We start from the raw sequence: 24,812 nt of genomic DNA, 5'->3' as shown, positions 1-24,812 counted from the left end.
ATAAGCAATGCACTTATTGAGTATAGACCCAATCATAATCCGACTATGCTACTCCACGATTTCAATAGGCGTACCAAGTATCACCGATACCATAATCTCATCCATCTCGGTATTGGTCACCGCGATACAACCATCGGTCCAATCGCGTCGTTGATTCAACCAGCCCAAATGTCCAAAGCCATTCATTTGCCCATGAATCATAATGTCGCCGCCCGGATTGACCTCTAATGACTTCGCTCGTGCCTTGTCTTCATCATTTGGATAGCTAATATGGATAGAGCGATGTGCAATAACACTGGCGCTGATAACGACAGTAACGCCAATACTGATCAGCCAGCTATATGGGCTCAGCTTATCTGATGAGTGTGTTTTTTTGCAAAAAAATGACATAGGCTTTGATCCTCATGATGAGTTTTTTGTCATTAATCATATGTATCAAAGCACTATGTCAGACTATTTAGATAAGTTTTGTGCAAAACGAATGAATTACTCAAATGTTACACCATACGAATTGCCCCATCTAAGCGGATGACTTCACCATTTAGATAGGCATTATCAATGATATGAGTGACCAGCTTGGCAAACTCATTGGGAGCGCCCAAACGTTTGGGATAAGGCACGCCTGCTTCTAGCTGCTCGCGAGCTTTTTCAGGAATGCTCTCCATCATCGGGGTAGCAAAGACACCTGGCGCGATGGTCATAACGCGGATGCCATGACGTGCCAGCTCACGAGCAAGCGGCAAGGTCAGACCAACCACGCCTGCCTTGGAAGAAGAATAGCTGGCTTGACCCACTTGACCATCAAAGGCTGCGATAGAAGCTGTATTAATAATAATGCCTTGATCTACATTCTTTTGTACATGGTTTTTTTCTGCATGCTCGCCTGCATTGCTATCATTCGCTATGCGTTTGGCAATGCTAGCCGCGACCAAACGCGCAACGTTAAATGAACCGACCAGATTGACATTGACCCCGCGGCTAAATGACTCAAGGTCTGCCGGATTGTTATCACAATCCAGTAGCTTTTGTACCACTACGATACCCGCACAGTTGATTGAGCCTTGTAAGCCGCCAAAAGCTGACTCTGCCATTTCAACCGCTGATTGTACTTCATCGCCTTTAGTGATGTCACAGCGCACAAAGCGCGTACTATCACCCAGCTCAGCGACCAGTGCTTGCCCTGCTGATTCGTTTAGATCAGCGATGACGACGTTGCCGCCTTGAGAGACAATTGCCCGAGCCACTGACTCACCCAAACCTGATGCACCACCTGTGACCAAAAAGCTGTTTTCTTGAATTTGCATGATTATTCCTTTAAATCTTCATTTTTTATTAGCTGTTTTCTATGAATTATCTATAAACGCTCTATCGGGTAGTTACGCGGCAGATAAACTGCGTAGCAAAAAGCGTTGAATTTTGCCACTTGGTGTTTTTGGTAACTCGGTCACAAACTCGACCTCACGTGGATAGGCATGAGTGGATAGACGTTTACGCACCAGCTCTTGAATTTCTTTGGCGATTTGCTCGCTACCTTCGACGCCTTCTTTTAATACCACATAAGATTTGATCGTATGTCCACGCACTTCGTCTGGCACGCCCACAGCCGCAGATTCTGCCACTGCGTCATGCTCTAAGACGGTGTTTTCGACATCAGTAGGCCCCACGCGGTAACCTGCCGTAATGATAATGTCATCATCACGTCCTGAGAACCAATAGCTGCCGTCACTATGACGCTCAACCACATCACCTGTCAGATAGTAGTCATCTACAAAGGCTTGCTTCTCATTCCAGCTATAACCACGGAAATAAAACGCAGGTGACTGACTAACCACGACTGCTAACTGTCCTTGCTCACCATCTGGTAGTACCTTCATATTATCATCCAATACGACCAGCGTGTGACCTGGTAGCGCCATTCCCATCGAGCCAACTGGTGATTCGTGTTTTAGCGCATGATGCGCACAGCACGTCATGCCCGTTTCTGTTTGACCGTAATGATCTTTTACCTGACAGCCCAGATAGGTCTCGACCCAGTTAACGACTTCGGTGTTCAATGTTTCCCCTGCCGAGTTGGCACAGCGCAAAGCGAGTTTGGCGTTATTGTCTTCATTAACGTTGTCAAAAACGCCGCTGGATTTCATCATACGAAATGCCGTTGGTGAAGAGGCCAAATTGGTGATCTGATGACGCATCATAAAGTCGCGCGTATTGGTCGCGTCAAATCCTGCTTCATTAAAATAAGTCGTGATCCCTAATAGCAGTGGCCCTGTGATGGCGTAATACAATCCATACGCCCAGCCAGGATCGGCCATGTTCCAATATTGATCGTCTGCGCGTAGGTCAATGGCATAACGCATATAGAGATAAAACGCAGGTAAGGCTGATAATGGCACACTCACGCCTTTTGACTTACCGACTGTCCCTGAGGTAAACATCTGCAAAAATGGTGCATCCGTATCGAGCATAACGGGTTCTATCGTTTGCGCCTGTGATTCCATGGACTGACGGTAGTGATCGTCACCCCACGTCTGAGCATCTTCAGTACTGCCGACCAATACCATTTTGGTTTGCACAGCCAAATCATCAAACTTGCTGCGGTTCTCTACATTGGTAAAAACGACTTTGGTATCGGCTTTATCCATGCGATATTTGATTGAGTCATAGCCAAAAGCGGTGAATAATGGCTGATATACCGCGCCGATGCGCCATGTTGCCAATACAACGGTCAGTAGCTCAGGTGTACGCGGTAGCATCGTCGCTACTTTGTCCCCCGCTTTTACGCCATACGACTGTAGTAAGTTAGCGACTTGCGCACTGGCTTTATCAAGCTCACCAAAGCTCATGCGCGTGACATTGCCTGCCGTATCTTCGTGTACCAGTGCAGCATTATCCGCGCGGCCATCACGGACATGACGACCACAGCACGCCATATAGGCATTTAAGCGATCGTCGACATGTTCGCCAAAGATTTCTGACAGCAATGTATCCATGTCAAAATTATTATAATAATCGGTATAGTTTTTTGGTGTCGTTGAAGCATCTGTGTGACTGAGGGTAGGAGTTTGAGAAGCGGTATTCATAAGCTAATCCTTTAGCAATAGCAGATAAAATGATATTCATATTGTAAAACGGTCACATCCTATAGACCGTTTAATATCTTTGTATTTAACATGCTCTATTAGTAACGTATTTTTATACTTATTTCAATACATAACGTATCATTTTTATTTTATATAAATAAGCATGACCTATAACTATTTATCATCAAATAGCTAATAGTAAACTTAAAAAACTTGTAGGATCAAATATTTAAATTATTTTTGAAGTACTTTCTCAAGAATCGATATTTAACGATCAGCACTGAGAAAACCTAGTAAGGCTTTCTCCTCACAGCTTTGGTATTTTTTCGTACGACCGCGGCGTGCTTGTTTGTAGTCATCATAAAATTCCCCTGCCAAAAAACGCTCAATAATGATGGGGTGAATATACGACGCGCGGCATACGGTTGGCGTATTGCCCAGCTCTGCCGCCACGCTTTTTACCATATCGGTGACCAGCTGCTGACGCTCAGCACTTTCTGGTGCGCTGGCAAGTATGTTAGCGCCTGCCGTCGTTTGTAGCTCATCATATAGATAACTTGCCGCGAGTACACTTGCCATCCATGTTCGAAAATCTTTTGCACTATATAATTTGCTTTCGCAGTCCATACCGCATGTATGCATTCGCAAGTAGTCGTTGATATCGCTACTGTCGACGACTTGTTTATGTCCATTGTCATCTAAGTATTTAAATATTTGATAGCCCGGCAGCTCAGAACATGCCTGCACGATGTCAATCAAACGCTCATCTTGCAGCTCAATGTGGTGTTCTTTGGCGCTTTTTCCGACAAAATCAAACGCCAGTCCATTATCCGTTTCGCTGACATGCTTACTACGTAGCGTACTCAGACCATAGCTTTTATTTTGCTTGGCATAGCGGCTATTACCAATACGAATCAACGTGGTTTCAAGCAATTTGACCACGGCAGCGAGTACATTGGTGCGTGACAATGATTCTGCTTCCAAATCTGTCTCGACCTGCGCGCGTAAATTGGGCAGCGCCTCTGCAAAGCCTATCATCGCATCAAACTTGGCTTGGTCACGAATATTATTCCACAAGGGATGATACAAGTACTGCTTGCGTGATTTTTCATCGCGTCCTGTCGATTGCAGATGACCTTTTTCGTCTTGGCATATCCACACCTCCGACCACATAGGCGGTATCACCAATGCATCAAAACGCTGACGCAATGCTTTGTCTTTGACTGTCTTGCCCGTTGCATCGCGATAGGTAAAGCCGCGGCCCCAACGTCTACGCTCATAACCTGGTTCGTCGTCACTCACATAACGCAGATTGGCACGGCGTGCGAGACGCTCATAGTCATGGCGCACATCCTGCGTCGTCGACTGCTCGTTTGTTTTGCCCATAACAACACTCATCTAATAATTTTATGGTTTTAGCATAATCAACTGCGCTTATTTTTGCTGTTTGTTTGCCACGGACAAAGTGTAATCCTGTGTAAAATAAAGCAGTGATAAAAATAGCGATACGGGTTCTAAGTGCTGTACTTTTAAGGCTTAATTCAGCACTACTCACGACTTAAGTTTATAAAAAATAAATCATTCTCCTATGAAAATAAAGCCACTCGCCCTCGCCGATCATGATCTTTGGGCGCACTTATGGCAAAACTATCTCACGTTCTATGAAACCAGTTTGCCATCAAACACGACGGAGACGACGTGGCGCAATCTGCTTGATAAGGGTAAGCTCGAGAATGAAATACCCACCAAAAAAAGCCAAGCATCAAATGCTTGGCTTTTTTTATTTTGATACTACTTTACAATAAAAGTCATTATTTACCGTATACACATAAATAAGCGGTTTCGACGTCAACTTTTACTTGGAATTTTTGATTGGCTTCAACGGTGAAGTGCTCGCCAGCGTTAAACGTTTGCCACTCATCACTCTCTGGTAGCTTGACCGTCAATGCACCGCTCACCACGCTCATGGTTTCAAACTCACTGGTGCCAAATTCATACTCACCAATTTCCATAACACCTACTGTTGCAGGCTTGGTTGCTGTTTGAAAAGCAATCGAAGTGACTTTATTATCAAAATAATTATTTACGCTTGGCATAATCTTCCTTAATTACATGTTAGTTGGTATTTGAATTCTATTTTATAGACCTGCTTTTAGACTGGCTTCGATAAACTGATCGAGGTCGCCATCTAGTACCGCGCCCGTGTTGAAGGTTTCAACGCCGGTACGCAGATCCTTGATACGAGAATCATCGAGCACGTATGAGCGAATCTGGCTGCCCCAGCCGACATCAGACTTATTGTCTTCAACCGCTTGTTGTTTTTCCATACGTTTTTGCATCTCAAGCTCATAGAGCTTAGCACGCAGCATCTTCATTGCCGTGGCTCTGTTACCGTGCTGACTACGCTCATTCTGACAAGTCACCACCACACCACTTGGCTCATGGGTAATACGTACCGCAGAATCTGTCGTGTTGACGTGCTGACCGCCCGCTCCTGAGGAGCGATAGGTATCGATACGCAAATCCGCAGGATTGATGTCAATCTCGACATTATCATCAATCTCAGGCGAGACAAACACCGCCGCAAATGAGGTATGACGACCATTGTTGCTATCAAATGGTGACTTACGTACCAAACGATGGACGCCAATCTCGGTACGCAGCCAACCAAACGCATAATCGCCTTTAATCTCAATGGTGGCCGACTTGATACCCGCGACACTGCCAGCAGACACTTCAATCACATCTACCTTAAAGCCATGAGCTTCCGCCCAGCGTGTATACATACGCAGCAGCATCTCCGCCCAGTCTTGTGCTTCGGTGCCGCCACTGCCCGACTGGATATCCAAGTAGCAGTTGTTTGGATCCATCTCGCCGCTGAACATACGGCGGAACTCTAGATCAGCCACGCGCTGCTCAGCATCATCTAGCTCGCTTTGCACGTCAGCTAGCAAGGACTCATCCTCTGCTTCTACTGCCAACTCTAGCATGGCAGACGCATCTTCTAGCGTGGTTTCAAGAGAGAGCACCACATCGATGACACCATCAAGGTGGCTTTTTTCTTTATTGATCTTGGTGGCACGCTCTGGATCATTCCACAGCTCTGGGTTTTCTAGCTCTAAATTGACTTCTTCTAAGCGTTCTTGCTTACCATCGAAGTCAAAGATACCTCCGCAAATCCTGCCCGCGCTCGGATAAATCTTTAATCTGTTCTTGATACGGATTGATTTCCATAAGTGTTCCTGTTTTTCTAAAAAAATAAATAACGCATTTGGCGCTATTTTAAATGAGATTGATCATAAATGGTTGGCTAATTATCATGGTGATAACCACTTATGCATCCATTAAGCTATATTGACCAATCTTCTACTGCCCAGCGATGCGCCAAGGCATGAGCATGTAGCGCCTCATCAGGTGACACACAGATCGCCACATCCGCCCATTCTAGCAACGGGATATCGTTTTTGGAGTCTGAATAGGCATAGGTTTTTTCAAAGGTGATGCCCGCTGCTTGCTGCTTATCAAGCCATTTATCTAAATGGTAGATCTTGCCTGCCTGAAAGTTTGGTTTATCAGTCAGCTTGCCCGTATAACGATTGTCTTTGATCTCAAGCGGCGTAGCCAATACATTGGCTGACTCAATACCAAAACGCTTGGCAATAGCGGACACCACAAAATCATTGGTTGCAGAAATAATCACCACATCGTGCCCTTGCTCAATATGCTGGCACAATGCTTCCATTGCTTTTGGGCGAATATGTGGCTCGATTTCACTTTTGATGTAATCTTCTCTTAGCTCATCAAGTCTATCAAGCGGCAGACTACTCAAAAACTGCGCGACGAATTCATTGTACTCTGTCGCATCTAACGTCCCTTCGATATAGTCATTATAAAACTTCTGGTTGGCTGTACGGTACTCAGCCTCATCGACAAGGTCGTGCTTGACGATATACTCACCCCACAGATAGTCACTATCGACATCCAGTAAGGTATGATCTAAATCAAATAGCGCTAGTTGTTTTTGTTGTTTTTGTGCTGGATTTGCCTGCATGGTGAGACCTTATCGTTGGTTGTGAAAAAATATGGATCTTTTAGGGCGTGTTGAACATTCGCAAATAGGCACTGCTGATCGCTAAAATGGTTCCAGACAAGGCACAAAGCGACGATAATGCAGATGCCTTAGCGAGATTTGTAACGCAGTATGGGGCAATTTTAACATCAGCCCCAACGATAAAAAGCAGGGGACAGGACTCTTTTTTGCCGCTTCATCGTTAAAAATAAGCGCTTAGTTAGTCAGGCATCGCTATTTCTGTTAAACCTGTTTTGAATTTTTGACAACGCTCAGAATAATGCAGCGCTGACATTTTCAACATCGCTACTTGCTCATCTGTCAGTGTCTTAACGACTTTGGCAGGCGCGCCCATCACCAGGGAATTGTCAGGAATAACCTGACCTTCAGTAATTAAGGCTTTCGCCCCTATCAGGCAGTTTTTACCTATTTTGACATTATTGAGTACCACCGCACCGATACCAACCAGACTGTTATCACCGATCTCACAGCCATGCAGCATCGCTAGATGGCCAATAGTCACGTAATCACCGATAGTCACTTTGATACCTGCATCAGTGTGAATCACACTATTTTCTTGCACATTACTATAGTCGCCGATATGAATACGATCGTTATCGCCGCGTATCACCGCACCAAACCAAACATTGGCCTGATGACCCAAATACACATCACCGATTACTTGTGCCGAGTCAGCAATCCAACCGTTGAACGGTACGGCAAACTCAGGGGTTTTGTCTAAATATTTAAATATCATCGTTTTTCCTTAGTAAGGATAATGTTATTTTGGAGTAAGTCATTGGTTATACCACAATCATTTTTATGCTTATTTGATTGGCATGTCAAAGAACCATCTCACTTTGGACCATAGCCATAAAAAATATATTTTACAGTATACAGTCCCATTTAATACCTTATCGTGTGTCCACTTTATAGTACAATTAGCAAGGCCAACATTCTCATTTTGCTATCGTAGCGCCTGCCCTAACAAGTACCGCTACCCTACTAAGGACGCATCCATGCTTCGCGAAACACACGTACCTATTATCTTGTTGGCAAGTAGTGTGATCATCACCGCGCCCAGTTATGCTGAAGATACCTCAAGTTTGGAGAGAGCCGGTGACATTGTTGCGGTTGCCATACCTGCCATTGCTTATGGCAGCACGCATTATATGAATGATAAAGAGGGACGTCAGCAATTTTATCAATCATTTGCTACTAATCTTGCCGTGACCTATGCTGTGAAGTCAACCATTAATAAAGAGCGTCCTGACCATAGCGACAATGACTCCTTCCCATCAGGACATACTTCTTTGGCATTTCAGGGCGCAAGCTTCATTCATAAACGCTATGGATTAGAATATAGTATTCCAGCTTATGTTGGCGCAACTTTTGTGGGTTATAGCCGTGTTAAAGCGGAAAAACATGATGTGGCTGATGTATTTGCTGGTGCAGCACTAGGGGTTGCCAGTAGTATGTATTTGACCAAAAGCTATAACGATCAGCTTCTCCTCACAACCAATCTTGCGCCTGACTATTACGGGCTGTCTGTCCACTACCAGTTTTAATCACTCAGTTTGCCCTTGATACTAGCCATAAGTTACTATTTTGTATATAATACGCAAAATCTGTGCCTAAGCGAGCGGACATGATGCAAGTTACCTATTCACTATCGAGTGAGTTTTGTAGTTTTCATCAATAATGTCTTCTCGCTTTTTTGTGGAAAATTTTTGTGTGCCGTCCTTTTATTACTTCTATATGACAACAGTCAGATGCCGTAAATAAAAGGATACGGAGCAATTTTAGACCAACAGAACATGATGGCACTCACCAATAATAGCGGAGGCAATCCTTGAATTCATCGGTAGAAACACAAGCAATTTTGGCACTAGCAGACGGTACAATTTTTCGCGGTGTCAGTATCGGCAGCCTAGGTCATCGTGTTGGTGAGGTCGTATTTAATACCGCCATGACAGGGTATCAAGAAATCCTAACCGATCCAAGTTATGCGCGACAGCTGGTGACCCTAACTTATCCGCATATCGGTAATACAGGTACCAATGCCGAGGATACCGAGTCTGGTAACGGTCACAAAGTATGGGCAGACGGTCTGATCATCCGTGACGCCACCATGGCAACCTCTAACTTCCGCAACTCAGAATCACTAAGCGACTATCTACAGCGTAACAATACCGTCGCTATCGCTGAAATTGATACACGCCAGTTGACCCGCCTATTACGTGATAAAGGCGCACAAAACGGTTGTATCATGACTGCCTCAAACGGTGAGACGATCAGCGTTGAAGATGAGCAAAAAGCGATTGAGCTGGCACAAGGCTTTGCAGGTCTAAAGGGCATGGACTTGGCAAAAGAATGCTGCACGACAGAAAGCTTTGAATGGACAGCGGGCACATGGGATCTATCAGACACCCTACTCAACCGTGACGTGGCGGGTAGCCATGACAATGGTACTGGCGGCTTCTTTAAACAGCTTGGCACGCATATCGACGCTAAATACAATGTCGTCGCTTATGACTTCGGTAGCAAAACCAACATCCTACGTATGCTCGTCGACCGCGGCTGTCACGTGACCGTCGTCCCAGCACAAACGCCTATTGCTGATGTGCTCGCGATGAACCCAGACGGTATCTTCTTATCAAATGGCCCAGGCGATCCTGCCGCCTGTGACTACGCTATCGACGCCGTACGTCACATTATTGAAGAAACAGACGTACCAACCTTTGGCATCTGCTTAGGTCATCAGCTAATTGGTCTTGCCAGCGGCGCCAATACCATCAAAATGAAAACGGGCCACCATGGTGCCAACCATCCGGTGCAAGATCTAGCGACTGGCACAGTGATGATCACCAGTCAAAACCATGGCTTTGCGGTTGATGAAGACACGCTACCAGAAAACGTTAAGTCAACGCATCGCTCATTATTCGATGGTACTAACCAAGGTATCGAGCTGACCAACAAGCCAGTATTTAGCTTCCAAGGTCACCCAGAAGCCAGCCCTGGCCCGCATGATTGTGGTCCGCTATTTGATAAGTTTGCTGAGATGATGGAAGCGGCTAAAACTGCTCAAGCTTAACGATTCATTATAACTTGATAATAAGTCAATGCTTGAATCGCTAAAAGCGGTTTGAGCAGTACTGTAACAACGCATTGTAAGTATAAAACGCCATAAGCGTTATCAAAAATAAAGATTACTTAAAATATCATCAAACGAAGGTAGCTCTAACTATGCCAAAACGTACCGACATAAAAAGCATTCTTATCATTGGCGCAGGCCCTATCGTTATCGGCCAAGCGTGTGAGTTTGACTATTCAGGCGCACAGGCGTGCAAAGCACTAAAAGAAGAAGGCTACCGTGTCATCTTGGTCAACTCAAACCCTGCGACTATCATGACCGATCCTGTCATGGCAGATGCGACCTATATCGAGCCGATCACATGGCAGACCGTTGAGCAAATCATTGCCAAAGAGCGTCCTGATGCGATCTTGCCAACCATGGGCGGACAGACCGCGCTCAACTGTGCGCTAGATCTAGATAAACATGGCGTACTGACTAAGTACGACTGCGAGCTAATTGGCGCCACCAAAGACTCGATTGAGATGGCAGAAGATCGCGACTTATTCGACAAAGCGATGAAACGTATCGGTCTTGAGTGCCCACGCGCTGAAACCGCTGAAACGATGGAAGAAGCCTTTGCCACTCAAGAAAAGATGGGTTATCCGTGTATTATTCGTCCCTCATTCACCATGGGCGGTTCAGGTGGCGGTATTGCTTACAACCGCGATGAGTTTATCGAGATTTGTGAGCGCGGTTTTGATCTATCACCAAACCATCAGCTACTTATCGATGAGTCACTCATCGGCTGGAAAGAGTACGAGATGGAAGTGGTTCGTGACAAAAACGACAACTGCATTATCATTTGTGCCATCGAAAACTTTGACCCAATGGGCGTACATACTGGCGACTCAATCACTGTCGCACCCGCGCAGACCTTGACCGATAAAGAATACCAAATCATGCGTAATGCCTCACTCGCAGTATTGCGTGAGATCGGTGTTGAAACAGGCGGCTCAAACGTCCAGTTCGGTATCAACCCTGATACGGGACGTATGGTCGTTATCGAGATGAATCCACGTGTATCACGCTCGTCTGCCCTCGCCTCAAAAGCGACTGGCTTCCCGATTGCCAAAATCGCGGCAAAACTGGCAATCGGTTATACCCTAGATGAATTGCAAAATGACATCACAGGCGGCAAAACCCCAGCCAGCTTCGAGCCTGCGCTTGATTACGTTGTCACCAAGATACCGCGTTTTAACTTTGAAAAATTCCCACAAGCGGACAACATCCTATCGACTCAGATGAAATCGGTCGGTGAAGTCATGGCGATCGGTCGTAACTTCCAAGAGTCGATGCAAAAGGCATTACGCGGTATGGAAACTGGCGCGGATGGTTTCGATGAGCAAATTGATTTATCCAAAGTCAGTGCTGAGAAGGCTCGTAGTGAGATTATCAACCGCTTAACCATTCCAACGCCTGAGCGTATCTATTACGTTGCTGATGCCTTCCGTGTCGGTATGAGCGTTGATGACGTCTTTAATTACACCAAGATTGACCCGTGGTTCTTGGTACAAATCGAAGACATCGTTAAGACTGAAGCGACGGTAAAATCACTCGGCTTTGGTGGCTTAAACGAAAACAACCTACGTCGCTTTAAGCGTAAAGGCTTGTCAGATTTGCGTTTGGCTAAATTGCTTGGTATCTCACAAAAGCAACTACGCAAAAAGCGTTGGGATTTAGGCGTCTATCCCGTGTATAAGCGTGTCGATACGTGCGCTGCAGAGTTTGCGACCAGCACCGCTTATATGTACTCAACCTACGATAGCGAATGTGAAGCCAACCCAACTGACAAGAAAAAAATCATGGTCATCGGTGGCGGCCCTAACCGTATCGGTCAAGGTATCGAGTTTGATTATTGCTGTGTACATGCAGCGCTTGCCATGCGTGAAGACGGCTATGAGACCATTATGGTCAACTGTAACCCTGAAACGGTTTCAACCGATTATGACACCTCCGACCGTTTATATTTTGAGCCAATCACGTTAGAGGACGTGCTAGAGATCGTCCGTATCGAAAACCCTGATGGCGTGATTGTACAGTTCGGTGGCCAAACGCCATTGAAACTTGCGCGTGCGCTAGAATCAGCGGGCGTAAAAATCATCGGTACGAGTCCTGATGCGATCGACCGCGCTGAAGACCGTGAGCGCTTCCAGCATATGATTCAGCAGCTAAACCTTGTACAACCATCGAACGCCTTAGCAACCAGCTTAGAAGATGGTTTGGTTAAAGCAAAAGACGTAGGCTATCCATTGGTGGTACGTCCATCTTATGTATTAGGTGGCCGCGCGATGGAAATCGTCTATAACGAAGATGAGCTAAAACATTACCTGCGCACCGCAGTACAAGCCTCAAACGAAGCGCCTGTCCTACTCGATCGCTTCTTAGATGACGCCATCGAAGTTGATGTTGACTGTGTATGTGATGGTACCGATGTTGTCATCGGCGGTATCATGCAGCATATCGAACAGGCAGGTGTCCACTCAGGCGACTCAGCATGTTCACTGCCGCCATACTCACTGTCTAAAGAGCTATGTGATGTCATGCGCGCGCAAACAGTCGCGATGGCAAAAGAGCTTGGCGTTGTTGGTCTGATGAACGTTCAGTTCGCGGTCAAAGGCGAAACCGTTTACATCTTAGAAGTGAACCCACGCGCTGCGCGTACCGTACCCTTTGTCTCTAAGTGTATCGGTACTTCATTAGCACAGGTTGCGGCTCGCTGTATGGCTGGCACCTCGCTCAAAGACCAAGGCTTTACGACTGAGATTGTTCCAGCATTTTATGCGGTCAAAGAAGCAGTGTTCCCATTTGCTAAATTCCCTGGTGTTGATCCAATCTTGAGTCCTGAGATGAAATCGACGGGTGAAGTCATGGGCGTGGGCAAAACCTTTGGCGAAGCATTCTACAAAGCCATCATCGGTAGTAACGAGCGTCTGCCTGGCCTACCGACTGAAGGCGAGACCAAGACGGTCTTTATCTCAGTTCGTGATAGCGACAAAGGACAAATCGCCCCGATCGCCCGTCAGCTTATAGACTTTGGCTTCAAAATCGTCTCAACGACTGGCACGCAAAAAGTACTGAGCGACGCTGGTATCGAAAGTCAGCAAATCAACAAGGTCACTGAAGGTCGTCCGCATATCGTTGATGCCTTGAAAAACGGCAAAATTGACCTGATTATCAATACGACTGAAGGCAAGCAAGCACAAGAGGATTCATTCTCTATCCGCCGTAGTGCGCTACAAGGCAAGGTATTCTATGTCACGACGTTAGGTGCAGCCGATGCCGTCTGTAAATCTTATGCCATTGACTTACCGTTTGATGTCTATAAGTTACAAGATTTGCATGAGCAAGCAAAGTCTATTGACGCGGCTGAATAATTTCAGTAGATTAAGCATAACCGCTAAGCTTATATAAAAGCTTAGCCAAGACTTGTTATTGATTATTTTGTGATAATCATACGTTAAAAAAACAATATCTTGAAAGAGACAAACCTACAAAAGCATAGTGGCTAAATTGCGACTATGCTTTTTATTATGTAAGGTTCAGTGCGCTTGGTGCTAAAAGTAGAGGTGCTAACACACAACAGCCTATTTACTGACGACACCATCTGAACCCCGCTCTTTTTATATTTCATACTCATTGCAACAACATTGACACCATCTCCTTATGAGATGGTGTGGTGTTATTGGTTTAAGGAAAAAACATGCAACGTTATCCCATGACTCCGCAAGGACATGCAGCTTTAGAAGCTGAATTAAAACAGTTAAAAAGTGTCGACCGTCCACGCATCACCGCATCGATTGCTGAAGCCCGCGAGCACGGCGATTTAAAAGAAAACGCTGAATACCACGCTGCCCGTGAGCAACAAGGGTTTTGTGAAGCACGTATCCGTGATATCGAAGCAAAACTTGGCGGCGCACAAGTCATCGATCCTTCGACATTGCCAAAAGAAGGTCGTGTCGTATTTGGCGTCAGCGTCATAATCGAAAACATGGACACTGAAGAAGAAAAACAGTACAAAATCGTCGGCGATGATGAAGCCGATTTCAAGGCTGGCAAAATCTCAGTTAACTCACCGATCGCGCGTGGCCTCATCGGTAAGTTTGAAGGCGATGAAGTACGCATCGAAACGCCAAAAGGCGTGGTTGAATATGAAGTCATGAAAGTTATATACGACTAATAGCTACACTGCTTTCTAATCTAGAGTTTTGATACTCTCAATTGTAGACAGTTCGAGAAATGACTTTTAGATAGTAGCTTCTATGACAATGATTGCGCCTAGCTACTTAGTTATGCGACTCCATAGATGAAAGCTGTACTACACATAGATAGCATTTATACCGTTTCGGTTACACAATGCAGCTTTTATAAATGATTTATTTTGGCGCATAATCATTTGAGTTTTTAGTGCATCGTAATTTTTATATTAGGTGATGTTACCCCGTAATATCGATGTAAATTTATACTGAAGCGCTTTTACTCAAAATAATGATGGTCTGATTATAGACACCGACTATCTTCAGTACTGATACCCTCGTTATTTGGCATACTTTTTGGTGTCATTTAGCGGGGGTTTTGCTTGTTTAGACGTTAATTATTGCTGTTTTACTTATTGCTGCTTTTTTTTATTGATACTGTTAAGGAGTCTATTATGACCATGAAATCTTATGCACCATCAGCACTAACCACCACGGTATCTGCAATACTCGCAGGTATGGTGCTTGCATCCTCAGCCCATGCCGCTCCTGAGATTGCGATTAGCTCATCTGTTGGTGGTAGCACGACGGTAGTTGAACAATACTCTGATGGGCAAACAGCCACTATTACTGCGACACCTAACGGTATCACCATGCAAGATGGCATGCCTTATGCCGTGACTCAAGTGACGACTGTGCCGCGCTATGTCGTTCGCCAGTCTCCTGTGGTTCAAGGAAGCGCAACCGTCACTAGCGTACCGGTCACCAATCGAATGACCAATAGCGTCACCAAGGTAGACGTCGTCACGGCGCCAGTTAGTACCGTAACACAAGTCCTGCCTGTTGCCACGGCCACTCAATTGCCTGTTATAAATGCGCCAGCGACAACCGTCATCACTAACCAGCCATCTATCCATCCATCTGTGAGCAATCAAATCACGACGACCACGTTAGATACTTTGCAGTTGACCCCGACTTTTAGCACGCCGGGTGTCGTCAATGCCAACACCAAAGTCATGAAAATTCTAAAAAATGCTGATGGACGTGAAGTTGCCGTTCCTGCCAACCATATCGCCCCTGGTGATGTCATTGAGTATCACACCACCTACACCAACACCACGGCACAGCCAGTTAATGACATCAATGCTATGGTTTCATTGCCTAGCGGCATCCAGCTGGTATCGTTAAATAGCCCATTACCAACGTTTGCCACCACTGGCGGTGACACTTATAAAACCATTCAGCAAGTTGGCAATACCGTTGTTGTGCAAGAAAACTACTCTGGCCTAAAATGGAACTTAGCAAATCTTAATGCCAATGGCAATCAAACCGTCGTGATACGTGCCAAGGTTCAATAAATAACTCGCTCACTACAAAATACGCATCTTTAACAGTATCATGTTGCAAAGGGTCTTGAATATTCAAGGCCTTTTTTAATGTGTGTCATATCGAGTAGCACGTATGCTCGCTCACAACCTCTTGATGGATACGACACTATTTGTCGTGTTATTTTTTAAATTTTCTTATAAATACAATGACTTAATACATATTTTGGTAAAATAGTTACTCATTAATTAATTGGTAATAACCGACTTATGGCAAACATCAATTATGAAAGATTACAGGGCAAGCTCAATATCTTGGCTGATGCTGCCAAGTATGATGTCTCTTGCTCATCCTCCGCTGGTACTCGCAAAAACCAAGGCGGCGCTCTAGGTGATGCCTCAGCAACCGGTATCTGTCACAGCTATACCGAAGATGGTCGCTGTGTCAGTCTGCTAAAGATTCTTTTGACCAACCATTGCATCTATGATTGTGCGTATTGTACTTCACGTAAAAGCAACGACACGCCGCGCGCGGCTTTTACGGTTGAAGAAGTGGTTGATTTGACCATGCAGTTTTATCGCCGCAACTATATTGAGGGGCTATTTCTCAGCTCTGGTATCTTCAAAAGTGGCGACTATACGATGGAGCGACTGGTCGAAGTTGCCAAGCTCCTGCGTACTCGCGAGCGTTTCAATGGTTATATTCATCTAAAAACTATTCCTGGCGCTTCAAAAGAGCTATTGTTAGAGGCAGGACTATATGCAGACCGTCTGAGCGTCAACATCGAAATTCCGACTAAGTCAGGGCTCGCATTGCTTGCGCCTGAGAAGTCACATGATGAGCTAAAAGCGCCGATGGAAACGGTTAAAGAAGAGATTATAACTATCCGTGAGAGCCGCAAAACCCATAAAAAAGCGCCTAAATTTACGCCCGCCGGTCAGACCAGTCAAATGATCGTTGGTGCTAGCAACGAGACTGACTTGCAGGTGATTCAGCTATCGAGTCACTTTTATAAAACCTACGATCTCAAGCGTGTCTATTATTCAGGTTATGTACCGATGCTCTCTGATAATCGCTTGCCCGCGATTGGGACCCCTGTGCCGATGGTACGCGAGAACCGTCTATATCAAGCAGATTGGTTAATGCGTTTTTATGGGTTTGGTGCGCATGAAATTGTGGAGCCAGAATCGCCATTTTTGGACTTAGATTGTGACCCAAAACTGGCATGGGCGATACGCCATCGCGAGCATTTTCCTGTCAATATTCAGACAGCGACTTATGAGATGATCGTGCGTATCCCTGGCATCGGTACCAAGACGGCCAAAAAAATCGTCAAAGCGCGCAAATTTAACCAGTTGACGCTCTATCATCTAAAAAAGATGGGAGCCGCGGTCAACCGTGCCAAGTATTTTATCGCAACCACTGGCAAAAACAAGCACCTTGCCCATTTGACACGCGATAACTTCCGTCAGTATGTACTGGCGCAAACGCAGACCAAATTTAAAGATCAACGTAGCGGACAGCTAGCGTTGTTTTAAATTTGGCATTGTCATAAATATAAATCAATCTAAAATCGATAAAATAAAAAGGTAGCGCTACTGGTGATATTTTTTGCAGCCTCTGTCACGCGATGCGAACAGCACGCAAGAAAAATATCCCCCAGTAGCATTTGACAATACTTACATACATTTTATGGCGAGCCAAAATACATTTCACATCGTTTCAGGATAAACCATGTCAGCACTTGTGCAAAACGACAATTATACTATCGGTCAGTTAACGCCCAGCATTGTGCTGTATGAGCCAAGCTTTGAGGGCTGGCTCAGCGCGGTGTTTTATGTCTATGCCAATCGATTGCAAGAAGACGCCTCACTCAAACTCACCGCTCAAGACTGTTATATACCCTCCTTGATTGCGCAAGCGATTAGCGTCGCAACGGATGCAGACAACGCAGAGCGCGTATTGGTTAAACTAAATAGCTTGCTTGGTCGCTCAGGTATGCGCAATATCTTGTGGGGGTTTTTATCAGAAAAGGACGATATCGGCACCACTTTGTTTCGTGTGGTCAAATACGCCATCGATTACCCTAGCCGTCACATTATGCAAGATCTTGGTCATTTAGATGTGCTTGAGCTGGTACAGACGGTCAAATCCGTTGGTCGCGAAAAACACCGCATGGAGGCCTTTGTACGTTTTGAGCACACGACCGATGATATTTATTTTGCACGGGTCGAGCCTGATTTTAATGTATTACCACTGATTGGGGAGCATTTTCGTCAGCGTTATCAAGATCAGCACTGGGCGATTTATGATCTGACACGCGGCTATGGCATTTATTATGATAAAAGTAATAGCACGCCTACTCGTCCCGCGCCGCTACAAACCATCACCGACCTCGATGATGCGGTGCTACGCAATCCTGCCAGCATTCATAGCCCTGATGAGCAGCGTTATCAAAAGTTTTGGCAAGGCTACTTTACCAACGTCAATATCAAAGAGCGTAAAAATCCTAAGCTGCATAGGCAGTATCTACCACAGCGCTATTGGAAATACTTAAGTGAAAAACAAGTGTTGCCCAATGCTGAGCATCTACAAAAGCGCCGCTAAAGATTTTAGGAATTTTTGCCAACGCAATCATGATTATAATGTGGCAAAAAGCCACATATTTGACGCCATCTTTTTATCTTGATGGTTGAGTTTTATGCGCTTTTAACTGACAATAGCAGCTTGATCCTCCTAACCTGTGACCTATGTTATTATGAAAGTGATGCGCCTACTGTCGTCTTTGAAGCATGATGAATCCGAGCGCGGTATTTTTCATCTTGGGCGCGCACTGGTCAAAAACGGGCATACCTCGATCATTGTTTCTAGCGCTGATGAGAGCAATGACTTGGTCAGACGGCTCAAGCGTGATGGCAATCACTATCATCAAGTCCACATGAACAAAAAATCGTGGCTGTCATTGCTGCAAGTTTCAGCACTGCGGCATTTGATTGAGAAGTATGAGCCTGATGTCATTCATGTACATTCGCGCACCCCTGCATGGATATTGCATTTAGCATTGCGCCGAGCGCGGGTCAAGCGTTTCCCAAAGCTGGTCTCGACCATGTATGGGTTTTATCCTATCAATAAATACTCTCAAGCCCTACTCAATGTCGATACAATTATAACCGTCTCTGATAGTGTCACCCAATATCTAACAAGAAGACTGCGCCGCGAGGAAGCAGACCCCAAAGTCATCACGCGCATCTATCGCGGCATCGATACTCGGCGCTACCCTTATCGGCACAATCCATCGGTCTATTGGTTGCGTCATACCTTTGCTGAGTATCCTGAGCTTGAGCACAAAAAGTGGCTCGTATTTCCAACGGTCATTGGCAATGAGTATGGTCAAGAGTGGCTGATTGATATCTTGGGTAATCTACAAGAGCAATTTCCCAATATTCATGTCATCATTATGGACGATGATGATAAAGATGGTGATGTCGCTCATGAAGACTTTCGTCAACGTACTCACAGTCTGGGGTTGGCTGAGCGCATTACTTATGTGGGTAGCAAGCGTAATGACATGCGTGAATGGCTCTCAGCGGCCAATATCGTTATGGCACTTGCCAATGAGCCAGAATCGATCGGCATTAATGCCCTGCAAGCGATTCATTTGGGCACACCTGTCATTGGCTGGGATAAAGCCGCCTTTAGCGAAATCTTACAACCGCTCTATCCGCAAGGTTTGGTAAAAGAACACAATGCCAACTCGTTATGTAAAGCGGTGCGCAATCAATTAGAAAGTGTGACGCGACCTGAGATGACCAACAAATTCACCATGCGTGAGATGATCGAAAAGACAATCGCGGTATACCAAGGATTGTACGATACTGCGCTGGCAGAAGAACAGGCTGAGGCCGATGCGCTCGCCGTACGAAGAATCAAAAGAAACCTTAAAAAAACCTATAAACCTGCCTTTGGTGCGGCGGTCAAACATGTCGAACCCATCCCCAAACGCCCAAAAGTCAAATTGATCAAAGAAAAAGCAAGCAAAGCGGAATCGCCAGAAATAGAAGATGAAATAAAAGTAGAAGAAACAACAAAAGTAGATATCAAATCAGAAGCACCTGACGCTGATCAAAAGTCATAAGCTGACTGCCTACCTCTATCTGTGCAGGAGCCAATCTCAGTCATGATGAGATATATTAAGCAAAAAAATGCCATTTCCAGCAATGGAAGTGGCATTTTCAATCTGTATTAAGATGAGTATTCAGTTTAAAGTTACAGAACACGAGCCTAATAAGTCATTGGTGTATGTGCACTTTGAAAAAATCTTTACTCAGCATCAAGTAGTGGGAGTACGCACAAAAGAGATTGTCCATGGCGGCGGTAATATTCATTGTATTACAATGAACCATAATAAATCGCACTTATTAGCGAATGAAAGCATAGCAGCAACTGAAAGTATAAGCATAAACACAAAAATGGATTTTAAACCCAAAAACACGCTAAAAATAAGGAAAAAGTATGAGCGATTATCAAATCAACAATCCAGCCACTGGCGAACTAGAAGCCACTTACCCTACCGCCACTGAACAAGATATCCAGCAAGTCATCGAGCAGGCTGACAACGCCTATCAAGACTGGCGTCAAGTCTCATTGAGTGAGCGCAGTGCACTACTGCATAAAATTGCCGATAGCTATCTGGAACGTCAAGACGAGCTGGCTCGTATTGTGGCGGGTGAGATGGGTAAACCCGTTGCACAAGCAAAGGGTGAAATCGGTCTGGTCGCTGAGATCTATCGTTACTATGCAGACAATGCTGAGCAGCTACTCGCGCCGAATACCATTGACGTTGATTCAGGATCAGCTTCGGTAGAAAAACGTCCTGTTGGCGTTCTACTCGGTATCATGCCGTGGAATTATCCGCATTATCAAGTGGCACGTTTTGTCGCGCCAAACTTTATGGCAGGTAATACTATTATCTTAAAGCACGCGCCTCAATGCCCTAAGACTGCAGAAGTTATCGCTGATATGTTCAAAGAGGTCGTCGTACCTGAAGGTGTTTATAACAATATCTTTGCCACCAACGAGCAGGCAGCGACTATTATTCATGACAAGCGTGTACAAGGTATCTCACTCACTGGCTCTGAGCGCGCTGGACAAGCCGTTGCCAAAGAAGCAGGCGGCGCACTCAAAAAAGTCGTGTTGGAGCTTGGCGGCTCCGATGCCTTTATCGTTGCAGCTGATGCGGATATCAAAAAAGCCGTAAAAGGCGCGATCTCTGGTCGTTTTGGTAATGCCGGCCAAGCCTGTAACGCCGCCAAACGCCTAATCGTGCTTGAGTCTGTCTATGACAAGTTCGTTGAGGGCTTTACTGATGCTGTACGTGGTATGACATTGGCCGATCCTCTTGATGAAAAAACCTTTATCGGCCCAATGTCTTCAAAGGCTGCCGCGGTCAATCTGCAAGCGCAGTTAGATAGTGCCGTTGAAGCAGGCGCGACGGTCCTAGTCGAGGGCGGCCTAGTCAAGGACAAGCCTGGTGCATGGTTCAAACCTGCGGTACTAACAGATGTCACTGAATCAATGGATGTCTACCGTGAAGAGTTGTTTGGTCCTGTCGCTGTCGTCTACAAGGCTCGTGATGTCGATCACGCTATCAAGATTGCTAATGATGTGCCTTTTGGTCTTGGTGCTTCTATCCAAACGCAAGATGCTGCCCTAGCTGCTGATATTGCTGATAAATTAGAAGTGGGCATGGTCACTATCAACGCGCCGTCTGGTACCGAAGCCAATACCCCATTTGGCGGCGTTAAACGTTCAGGATTTGGTCGCGAGCTTGGTACGCTTGGTATCACTGAGTTCTTAAACTATAAGCTTATCCGTGATAAGTCTTAATCGTATAAGCACTTGATTGTATGCACTAAAAAAGCCTAACGTTTGACGTTAGGCTTTTTAAGGTAGTTAACTGACTAAAATGAGACTATTATTTATATGGATTTTCTTTTAACCATTGTTGATTAATGATTTTGAGCTCATGCAGCTCATGATCCATAATCTCTTTACTCTTACCAGGGTTTTTCATTGACGCATAGCCATACATTGCGCCGCCAAGAACCGTCCAGCCAAGGAAAATCCACCACTCGATAGGAACCAATGCCGACGGCATACCTGGCAGATAAAGCGCCAACATACCAAGGCTGAGTATGATTGTGATGACACCAACCAATTTACCTGCTGGTACTCTAAATGGACGTATCATATTAGGCTCACGGTAGCGTAGCACTAAAAATGACAATGCAACACAAGTATAAGCGATAACGATACCAAAGCCGCCTGCATCAACAATCCACACGAGCATTTTGCGACCAAATAATGGCGCTAGTGTGGCAAGGCCACCGATCAACAAGATCGCATTGACTGGGGTGTTGTATTTAGGATGTAGCTTGCACAAGAACTGTGGCAACATGTGCGTTTTACCCATGGCGTACAATAAGCGACTGCCACCAATAAGAAACGCGTTCCAGCTTGATAAAATACCCAGTACACCGCCGATAACTAGCAGCGTACCTGCCCATTTGCCATTCCATGCATTGGTCATCGCATCAGCGGTTGCCAATGTCGAATCTTGCGCTTGTAATAATGGCAAGGTTTTGCCCACACTCCAAGCGACAGCCACGTACCAAAGCACGGCAATGATAATAGAGACAATCAAAAATTTGCCGATATTTGGACGGGTCAGATTGATTTCTTCTGCGGCTTGTGGAATCACATCGAAGCCCACGAATAAAAACGGTACCATCACCATCACCGTCATGATGCCGCCCATACCACCGATAAAGTTTGGTGCTTGTACTGAGTTGGAGGTTTCAGGATTGAATAATAACGCACCAACGAATAGTAAGATACCGACGCAGAAAATACCGACGACGGCCAACTTTTGGAACCACGCACTGACTTCCATACCGCGTATATTGAGCCAGGTGACAATGATGGAGCCAAGCATACCGACAGCTACCCACGTGGCATAAACATCCCAGCCTGCGATATTCCAAAGATAGCCTTGACTATAATTGGGAATGACATATTCGACAACGGTTGGCAGCGCCACCGCCTCAAAAGCAACGACGGAAAAATAACCAAATAAAATACTCCATGAGCAGATAAAGGATATATTTACCCCCAGTGCACGGTGTGTATACGTGTGCTCGCCTCCTGTGATAGGCATGGATGCCGCCAATTCAGCATAGGTCACACCAATCAAAACCACTACAAGACCGCCAATTAAGAATGCACTGATTGCGCCCCAGATGCCTGCCGAGATAATCCAACCACCCGCCAGCACGACCCAGCCCCAACCAACCATCGCACCGAATGCCAGCGCAATGATATCGAACACACCTAACGTTTTCTTTAATTCAGACATAACCTACTCCTTGTCTGTGTGTCATCCGTGTGAACCTTTTATGGTTACACTATTTCTGTTTAATGAGATATCACTCATCATATTTACTATATATCGTTTCCGCCAAAGAAAGCCGATTGCTCGTTGTTTGATATTCACATAGCAAAAACGGCGCTTTGACTTGCAAGGCACCGTTTAAAATCACACTCCATGTGAGTGTCATAAGGGCAACCTTGCCGTTATCTTCACTATAACTTTTCAATCAAAATCAATGTTTGATTAAAAGCGATCCATCGCTAAATTTTATGACACTCGATAACTATTAAGCTGCAAGGATACCTTTAACGATATCAAGACCTTCTTGGAGCACTTCATCTTCAACGGTCAATGGCACCATCACACGGATGGCATTGCCGTACATGCCACAAGACGCTAGTAGCAAGCCTTGCTCAAATGCTTTTGCTTTTAAGTTGGCTGCTGCTGCTGCATCAGGTTTGCCTTCGCTATCAATCAATTCAAACGCTAGCATCGCGCCTTTATGACGGATATGACCGATGCTGCTTAGGTTTAAGCCTTTCAAAAATGAAGCAATGGTATCGCCAATCTCGACACTACGCTCCAGTAAGTTTTCTTCTTCGATCACTTCCATGACAGCAAGCGCAGCCACACAGGCGAGCGGGTTACCAGAGTAAGTGCCACCTAAGCCGCCGACTTGCGGCGCATCCATGATATCAGCACGGCCGATGACCGCAGAGATAGGATAACCACCTGCCAAGCTCTTTGCAGCAGTCATCAAATCAGGCTCGACGCCTAACTGTTCAGTGGCGAACAACGTACCTGTACGAGCAAAACCACACTGCACTTCGTCAAAAATAAGCACGATGCCATGCTCATCACAGATCTCGCGTAGTGCTTTGGCAAATGATGGCGTCACCTGATGGAAACCACCCTCGCCTTGGACTGGCTCAACAATCATCGCCGCCACTTCACTCGGATCGATATCTGCTTGGAATATCATATCAAGGCTATGTAGCGCTTGTTCTTCGGTCACATTCAGCTCTTCTGCAGGGAACAATGCATGAAACACAGGTCCTGGCATTGGGCCGAAGTTCTTTTTGTATGGCAACACTTTACCAGTCAGACTCATGCACATCATGGTGCGACCATGCCAGCCACCAACAAAAGAAACCACGCCTGGACGACCCGTTTTAGCACGTGCAATCTTGATGCAGTTTTCGACCGCTTCTGCGCCAGTGGTCAAAAAGAACGCCTTGGTGTCGCCGCTGATCGGTGCTTTTTCACACAGCTTTTCTGCCAAATCCACATAGCACTCATAGTTGATCATTTGCGCCGCAGTGTGCGTAAATTTGTCGAGCTGCTCATGCACACGCTGAGTGATTTTTGGATGGCTGTGACCGGTGTTCAATACTGAGATACCACCGACAAAGTCGATATAACGCTTGCCTTCAATGTCCCAAATCTCTGAGTTCTTTGCTTTTTCTGCAAAGATAGGAAAGGCAACCCCAAGTCCTGTTGGTAAAACAGCTTTACGGCGCTCAAGTAATGATTGATTGGTAGTCATGGGAATGTCCTTTTCTGTGTTCGTAACATAAAT

21 protein-coding genes are annotated in these 24,812 nt (G+C 45.5%); 11 read left to right on the top strand and 10 right to left on the bottom strand.

The window, feature by feature from the left end:
- Nucleotides 1-48: 48 nt before the first annotated feature.
- The 4 genes from PSBA01_RS10530 to PSBA01_RS10515 form a co-directional block, all read right to left on the bottom strand.
- Nucleotides 49-390 (bottom strand): L,D-transpeptidase family protein, encoded by a 342-nt coding sequence (locus PSBA01_RS10530; protein WP_228724567.1) that lies wholly within the window; start codon nucleotides 388-390, stop codon nucleotides 49-51.
- 107 nt (nucleotides 391-497) lie between these two features.
- Nucleotides 498-1,304, bottom strand: a complete 807-nt coding sequence (locus PSBA01_RS10525; protein WP_071001839.1) for an SDR family NAD(P)-dependent oxidoreductase — start codon at nucleotides 1,302-1,304, stop codon at nucleotides 498-500.
- 72 nt (nucleotides 1,305-1,376) lie between these two features.
- Nucleotides 1,377-3,080 carry an AMP-binding protein gene (locus PSBA01_RS10520; RefSeq protein WP_071001840.1) on the bottom strand — a complete coding sequence of 568 codons (1,704 nt, stop codon included), beginning with the start codon at nucleotides 3,078-3,080 and terminating at the stop codon, nucleotides 1,377-1,379.
- 267 nt (nucleotides 3,081-3,347) lie between these two features.
- Complete coding sequence (locus PSBA01_RS10515) at nucleotides 3,348-4,466, bottom strand: DNA topoisomerase IB (protein WP_093068457.1); 1,119 nt, start codon at nucleotides 4,464-4,466, stop codon at nucleotides 3,348-3,350.
- Nucleotides 4,467-4,668: 202 nt separating this feature from the next.
- On the opposite strand from PSBA01_RS10515, the gene PSBA01_RS10510 reads away from it, so the two are divergent.
- Nucleotides 4,669-4,869, top strand: coding sequence for a hypothetical protein (locus PSBA01_RS10510; RefSeq protein WP_186474262.1), 201 nt, complete (start codon nucleotides 4,669-4,671; stop codon nucleotides 4,867-4,869).
- A 22-nt stretch (nucleotides 4,870-4,891) separates the two neighbouring features.
- Here the strand turns inward: PSBA01_RS10510 and PSBA01_RS10505 are convergent, their stop codons facing one another.
- The 4 genes from PSBA01_RS10505 to PSBA01_RS10490 form a co-directional block, all read right to left on the bottom strand.
- Complete coding sequence (locus PSBA01_RS10505; RefSeq protein WP_186474260.1) at nucleotides 4,892-5,176, bottom strand: pyrimidine/purine nucleoside phosphorylase; 285 nt, start codon at nucleotides 5,174-5,176, stop codon at nucleotides 4,892-4,894.
- Between the two features lie 42 nt (nucleotides 5,177-5,218).
- Nucleotides 5,219-6,314 (bottom strand): peptide chain release factor 2 gene (gene prfB / locus PSBA01_RS10500; protein WP_156770966.1). Its coding sequence is split into 2 segments (ribosomal slippage): nucleotides 5,219-6,241 and nucleotides 6,243-6,314, totalling 1,095 coding nucleotides; the frame shifts between segments, so codons are not numbered across the junction.
- A 115-nt stretch (nucleotides 6,315-6,429) separates the two neighbouring features.
- The gene (locus PSBA01_RS10495) at nucleotides 6,430-7,131 is read right to left on the bottom strand and encodes an HAD family hydrolase (protein ID WP_186474258.1); all 702 of its coding nucleotides are present in this window, start codon (nucleotides 7,129-7,131) and stop codon (nucleotides 6,430-6,432) included.
- A 238-nt stretch (nucleotides 7,132-7,369) separates the two neighbouring features.
- Nucleotides 7,370-7,906 (bottom strand): gamma carbonic anhydrase family protein, encoded by a 537-nt coding sequence (locus PSBA01_RS10490; RefSeq protein WP_186474256.1) that lies wholly within the window; start codon nucleotides 7,904-7,906, stop codon nucleotides 7,370-7,372.
- A gap of 262 nt (nucleotides 7,907-8,168) precedes the next feature.
- On the opposite strand from PSBA01_RS10490, the gene PSBA01_RS10485 reads away from it, so the two are divergent.
- From PSBA01_RS10485 to PSBA01_RS10440, 10 genes are all read left to right on the top strand, one after another.
- Nucleotides 8,169-8,717 carry a phosphatase PAP2 family protein gene (locus PSBA01_RS10485; RefSeq protein ID WP_186474255.1) on the top strand — a complete coding sequence of 183 codons (549 nt, stop codon included), beginning with the start codon at nucleotides 8,169-8,171 and terminating at the stop codon, nucleotides 8,715-8,717.
- Between the two features lie 284 nt (nucleotides 8,718-9,001).
- A complete protein-coding gene (gene carA, locus PSBA01_RS10480) occupies nucleotides 9,002-10,243 on the top strand; it encodes a glutamine-hydrolyzing carbamoyl-phosphate synthase small subunit (protein WP_186474254.1) in 1,242 nt (413 codons plus the stop codon).
- Between the two features lie 152 nt (nucleotides 10,244-10,395).
- Nucleotides 10,396-13,659 carry a carbamoyl-phosphate synthase large subunit gene (gene carB, locus PSBA01_RS10475; protein WP_186474253.1) on the top strand — a complete coding sequence of 1,088 codons (3,264 nt, stop codon included), beginning with the start codon at nucleotides 10,396-10,398 and terminating at the stop codon, nucleotides 13,657-13,659.
- A gap of 326 nt (nucleotides 13,660-13,985) precedes the next feature.
- Nucleotides 13,986-14,462, top strand: a complete 477-nt coding sequence (gene greA / locus PSBA01_RS10470) for a transcription elongation factor GreA (protein WP_058025194.1) — start codon at nucleotides 13,986-13,988, stop codon at nucleotides 14,460-14,462.
- A gap of 471 nt (nucleotides 14,463-14,933) precedes the next feature.
- A complete protein-coding gene (locus PSBA01_RS10465; protein ID WP_186474252.1) occupies nucleotides 14,934-15,836 on the top strand; it encodes a hypothetical protein in 903 nt (300 codons plus the stop codon).
- A 237-nt stretch (nucleotides 15,837-16,073) separates the two neighbouring features.
- Nucleotides 16,074-17,342: a putative DNA modification/repair radical SAM protein gene (locus PSBA01_RS10460; protein ID WP_186474251.1), complete on the top strand. Its 1,269-nt coding sequence runs from the start codon at nucleotides 16,074-16,076 to the stop codon at nucleotides 17,340-17,342.
- A gap of 196 nt (nucleotides 17,343-17,538) precedes the next feature.
- Nucleotides 17,539-18,411 carry a TIGR03915 family putative DNA repair protein gene (locus PSBA01_RS10455; protein WP_186474250.1) on the top strand — a complete coding sequence of 291 codons (873 nt, stop codon included), beginning with the start codon at nucleotides 17,539-17,541 and terminating at the stop codon, nucleotides 18,409-18,411.
- A 151-nt stretch (nucleotides 18,412-18,562) separates the two neighbouring features.
- Complete coding sequence (locus tag PSBA01_RS10450; protein WP_083328834.1) at nucleotides 18,563-19,939, top strand: glycosyltransferase; 1,377 nt, start codon at nucleotides 18,563-18,565, stop codon at nucleotides 19,937-19,939.
- A 67-nt stretch (nucleotides 19,940-20,006) separates the two neighbouring features.
- Nucleotides 20,007-20,384: an agmatine deiminase family protein gene (locus tag PSBA01_RS13465; RefSeq protein WP_083328835.1), complete on the top strand. Its 378-nt coding sequence runs from the start codon at nucleotides 20,007-20,009 to the stop codon at nucleotides 20,382-20,384.
- A complete protein-coding gene (locus PSBA01_RS10440) occupies nucleotides 20,317-21,690 on the top strand; it encodes an NAD-dependent succinate-semialdehyde dehydrogenase (RefSeq protein ID WP_071001853.1) in 1,374 nt (457 codons plus the stop codon). The genes PSBA01_RS13465 and PSBA01_RS10440 overlap by 68 nt, the downstream gene beginning before the upstream one ends.
- An 88-nt stretch (nucleotides 21,691-21,778) precedes the next feature.
- Here PSBA01_RS10440 and PSBA01_RS10435 read toward each other — a convergent pair whose 3' ends face one another.
- Nucleotides 21,779-23,218 (bottom strand): APC family permease, encoded by a 1,440-nt coding sequence (locus PSBA01_RS10435; protein ID WP_186474249.1) that lies wholly within the window; start codon nucleotides 23,216-23,218, stop codon nucleotides 21,779-21,781.
- Between the two features lie 301 nt (nucleotides 23,219-23,519).
- Entirely contained in the window at nucleotides 23,520-24,779 is a 1,260-nt protein-coding gene (gene gabT / locus PSBA01_RS10430) for a 4-aminobutyrate--2-oxoglutarate transaminase (RefSeq protein ID WP_186474247.1), read from the bottom strand.
- Nucleotides 24,780-24,812 lie beyond the last annotated feature (33 nt).

Source organism: Psychrobacter sp. KCTC 72983, from assembly GCF_014280455.1.
Lineage (GTDB): Bacteria > Pseudomonadota > Gammaproteobacteria > Pseudomonadales > Moraxellaceae > Psychrobacter > Psychrobacter pacificensis.
This window is presented reverse-complemented; position numbering and strand designations above follow the sequence as displayed.

What these genes read in the sequence shown, in the direction of transcription:
- PSBA01_RS10530 (WP_228724567.1), bottom strand. Translation starts at nt 390, where the DNA reads ATGTCATTTTTTTGCAAAAAAACACACTCATCAGATAAGCTGAGCCCA.
- PSBA01_RS10525 (WP_071001839.1), bottom strand. Translation starts at nt 1,304, where the DNA reads ATGCAAATTCAAGAAAACAGCTTTTTGGTCACAGGTGGTGCATCAGGT.
- PSBA01_RS10520 (WP_071001840.1), bottom strand. Translation starts at nt 3,080, where the DNA reads ATGAATACCGCTTCTCAAACTCCTACCCTCAGTCACACAGATGCTTCA.
- PSBA01_RS10515 (WP_093068457.1), bottom strand. Translation starts at nt 4,466, where the DNA reads ATGGGCAAAACAAACGAGCAGTCGACGACGCAGGATGTGCGCCATGAC.
- PSBA01_RS10510 (WP_186474262.1), top strand. Translation starts at nt 4,669, where the DNA reads ATGAAAATAAAGCCACTCGCCCTCGCCGATCATGATCTTTGGGCGCAC.
- PSBA01_RS10505 (WP_186474260.1), bottom strand. Translation starts at nt 5,176, where the DNA reads ATGCCAAGCGTAAATAATTATTTTGATAATAAAGTCACTTCGATTGCT.
- PSBA01_RS10495 (WP_186474258.1), bottom strand. Translation starts at nt 7,131, where the DNA reads ATGCAGGCAAATCCAGCACAAAAACAACAAAAACAACTAGCGCTATTT.
- PSBA01_RS10490 (WP_186474256.1), bottom strand. Translation starts at nt 7,906, where the DNA reads ATGATATTTAAATATTTAGACAAAACCCCTGAGTTTGCCGTACCGTTC.
- PSBA01_RS10485 (WP_186474255.1), top strand. Translation starts at nt 8,169, where the DNA reads ATGCTTCGCGAAACACACGTACCTATTATCTTGTTGGCAAGTAGTGTG.
- carB (WP_186474253.1), top strand. Translation starts at nt 10,396, where the DNA reads ATGCCAAAACGTACCGACATAAAAAGCATTCTTATCATTGGCGCAGGC.
- greA (WP_058025194.1), top strand. Translation starts at nt 13,986, where the DNA reads ATGCAACGTTATCCCATGACTCCGCAAGGACATGCAGCTTTAGAAGCT.
- PSBA01_RS10465 (WP_186474252.1), top strand. Translation starts at nt 14,934, where the DNA reads ATGACCATGAAATCTTATGCACCATCAGCACTAACCACCACGGTATCT.
- PSBA01_RS10460 (WP_186474251.1), top strand. Translation starts at nt 16,074, where the DNA reads ATGGCAAACATCAATTATGAAAGATTACAGGGCAAGCTCAATATCTTG.
- PSBA01_RS10455 (WP_186474250.1), top strand. Translation starts at nt 17,539, where the DNA reads ATGTCAGCACTTGTGCAAAACGACAATTATACTATCGGTCAGTTAACG.
- PSBA01_RS10450 (WP_083328834.1), top strand. Translation starts at nt 18,563, where the DNA reads ATGAAAGTGATGCGCCTACTGTCGTCTTTGAAGCATGATGAATCCGAG.
- PSBA01_RS13465 (WP_083328835.1), top strand. Translation starts at nt 20,007, where the DNA reads ATGCCATTTCCAGCAATGGAAGTGGCATTTTCAATCTGTATTAAGATG.
- PSBA01_RS10440 (WP_071001853.1), top strand. Translation starts at nt 20,317, where the DNA reads ATGAGCGATTATCAAATCAACAATCCAGCCACTGGCGAACTAGAAGCC.
- PSBA01_RS10435 (WP_186474249.1), bottom strand. Translation starts at nt 23,218, where the DNA reads ATGTCTGAATTAAAGAAAACGTTAGGTGTGTTCGATATCATTGCGCTG.
- gabT (WP_186474247.1), bottom strand. Translation starts at nt 24,779, where the DNA reads ATGACTACCAATCAATCATTACTTGAGCGCCGTAAAGCTGTTTTACCA.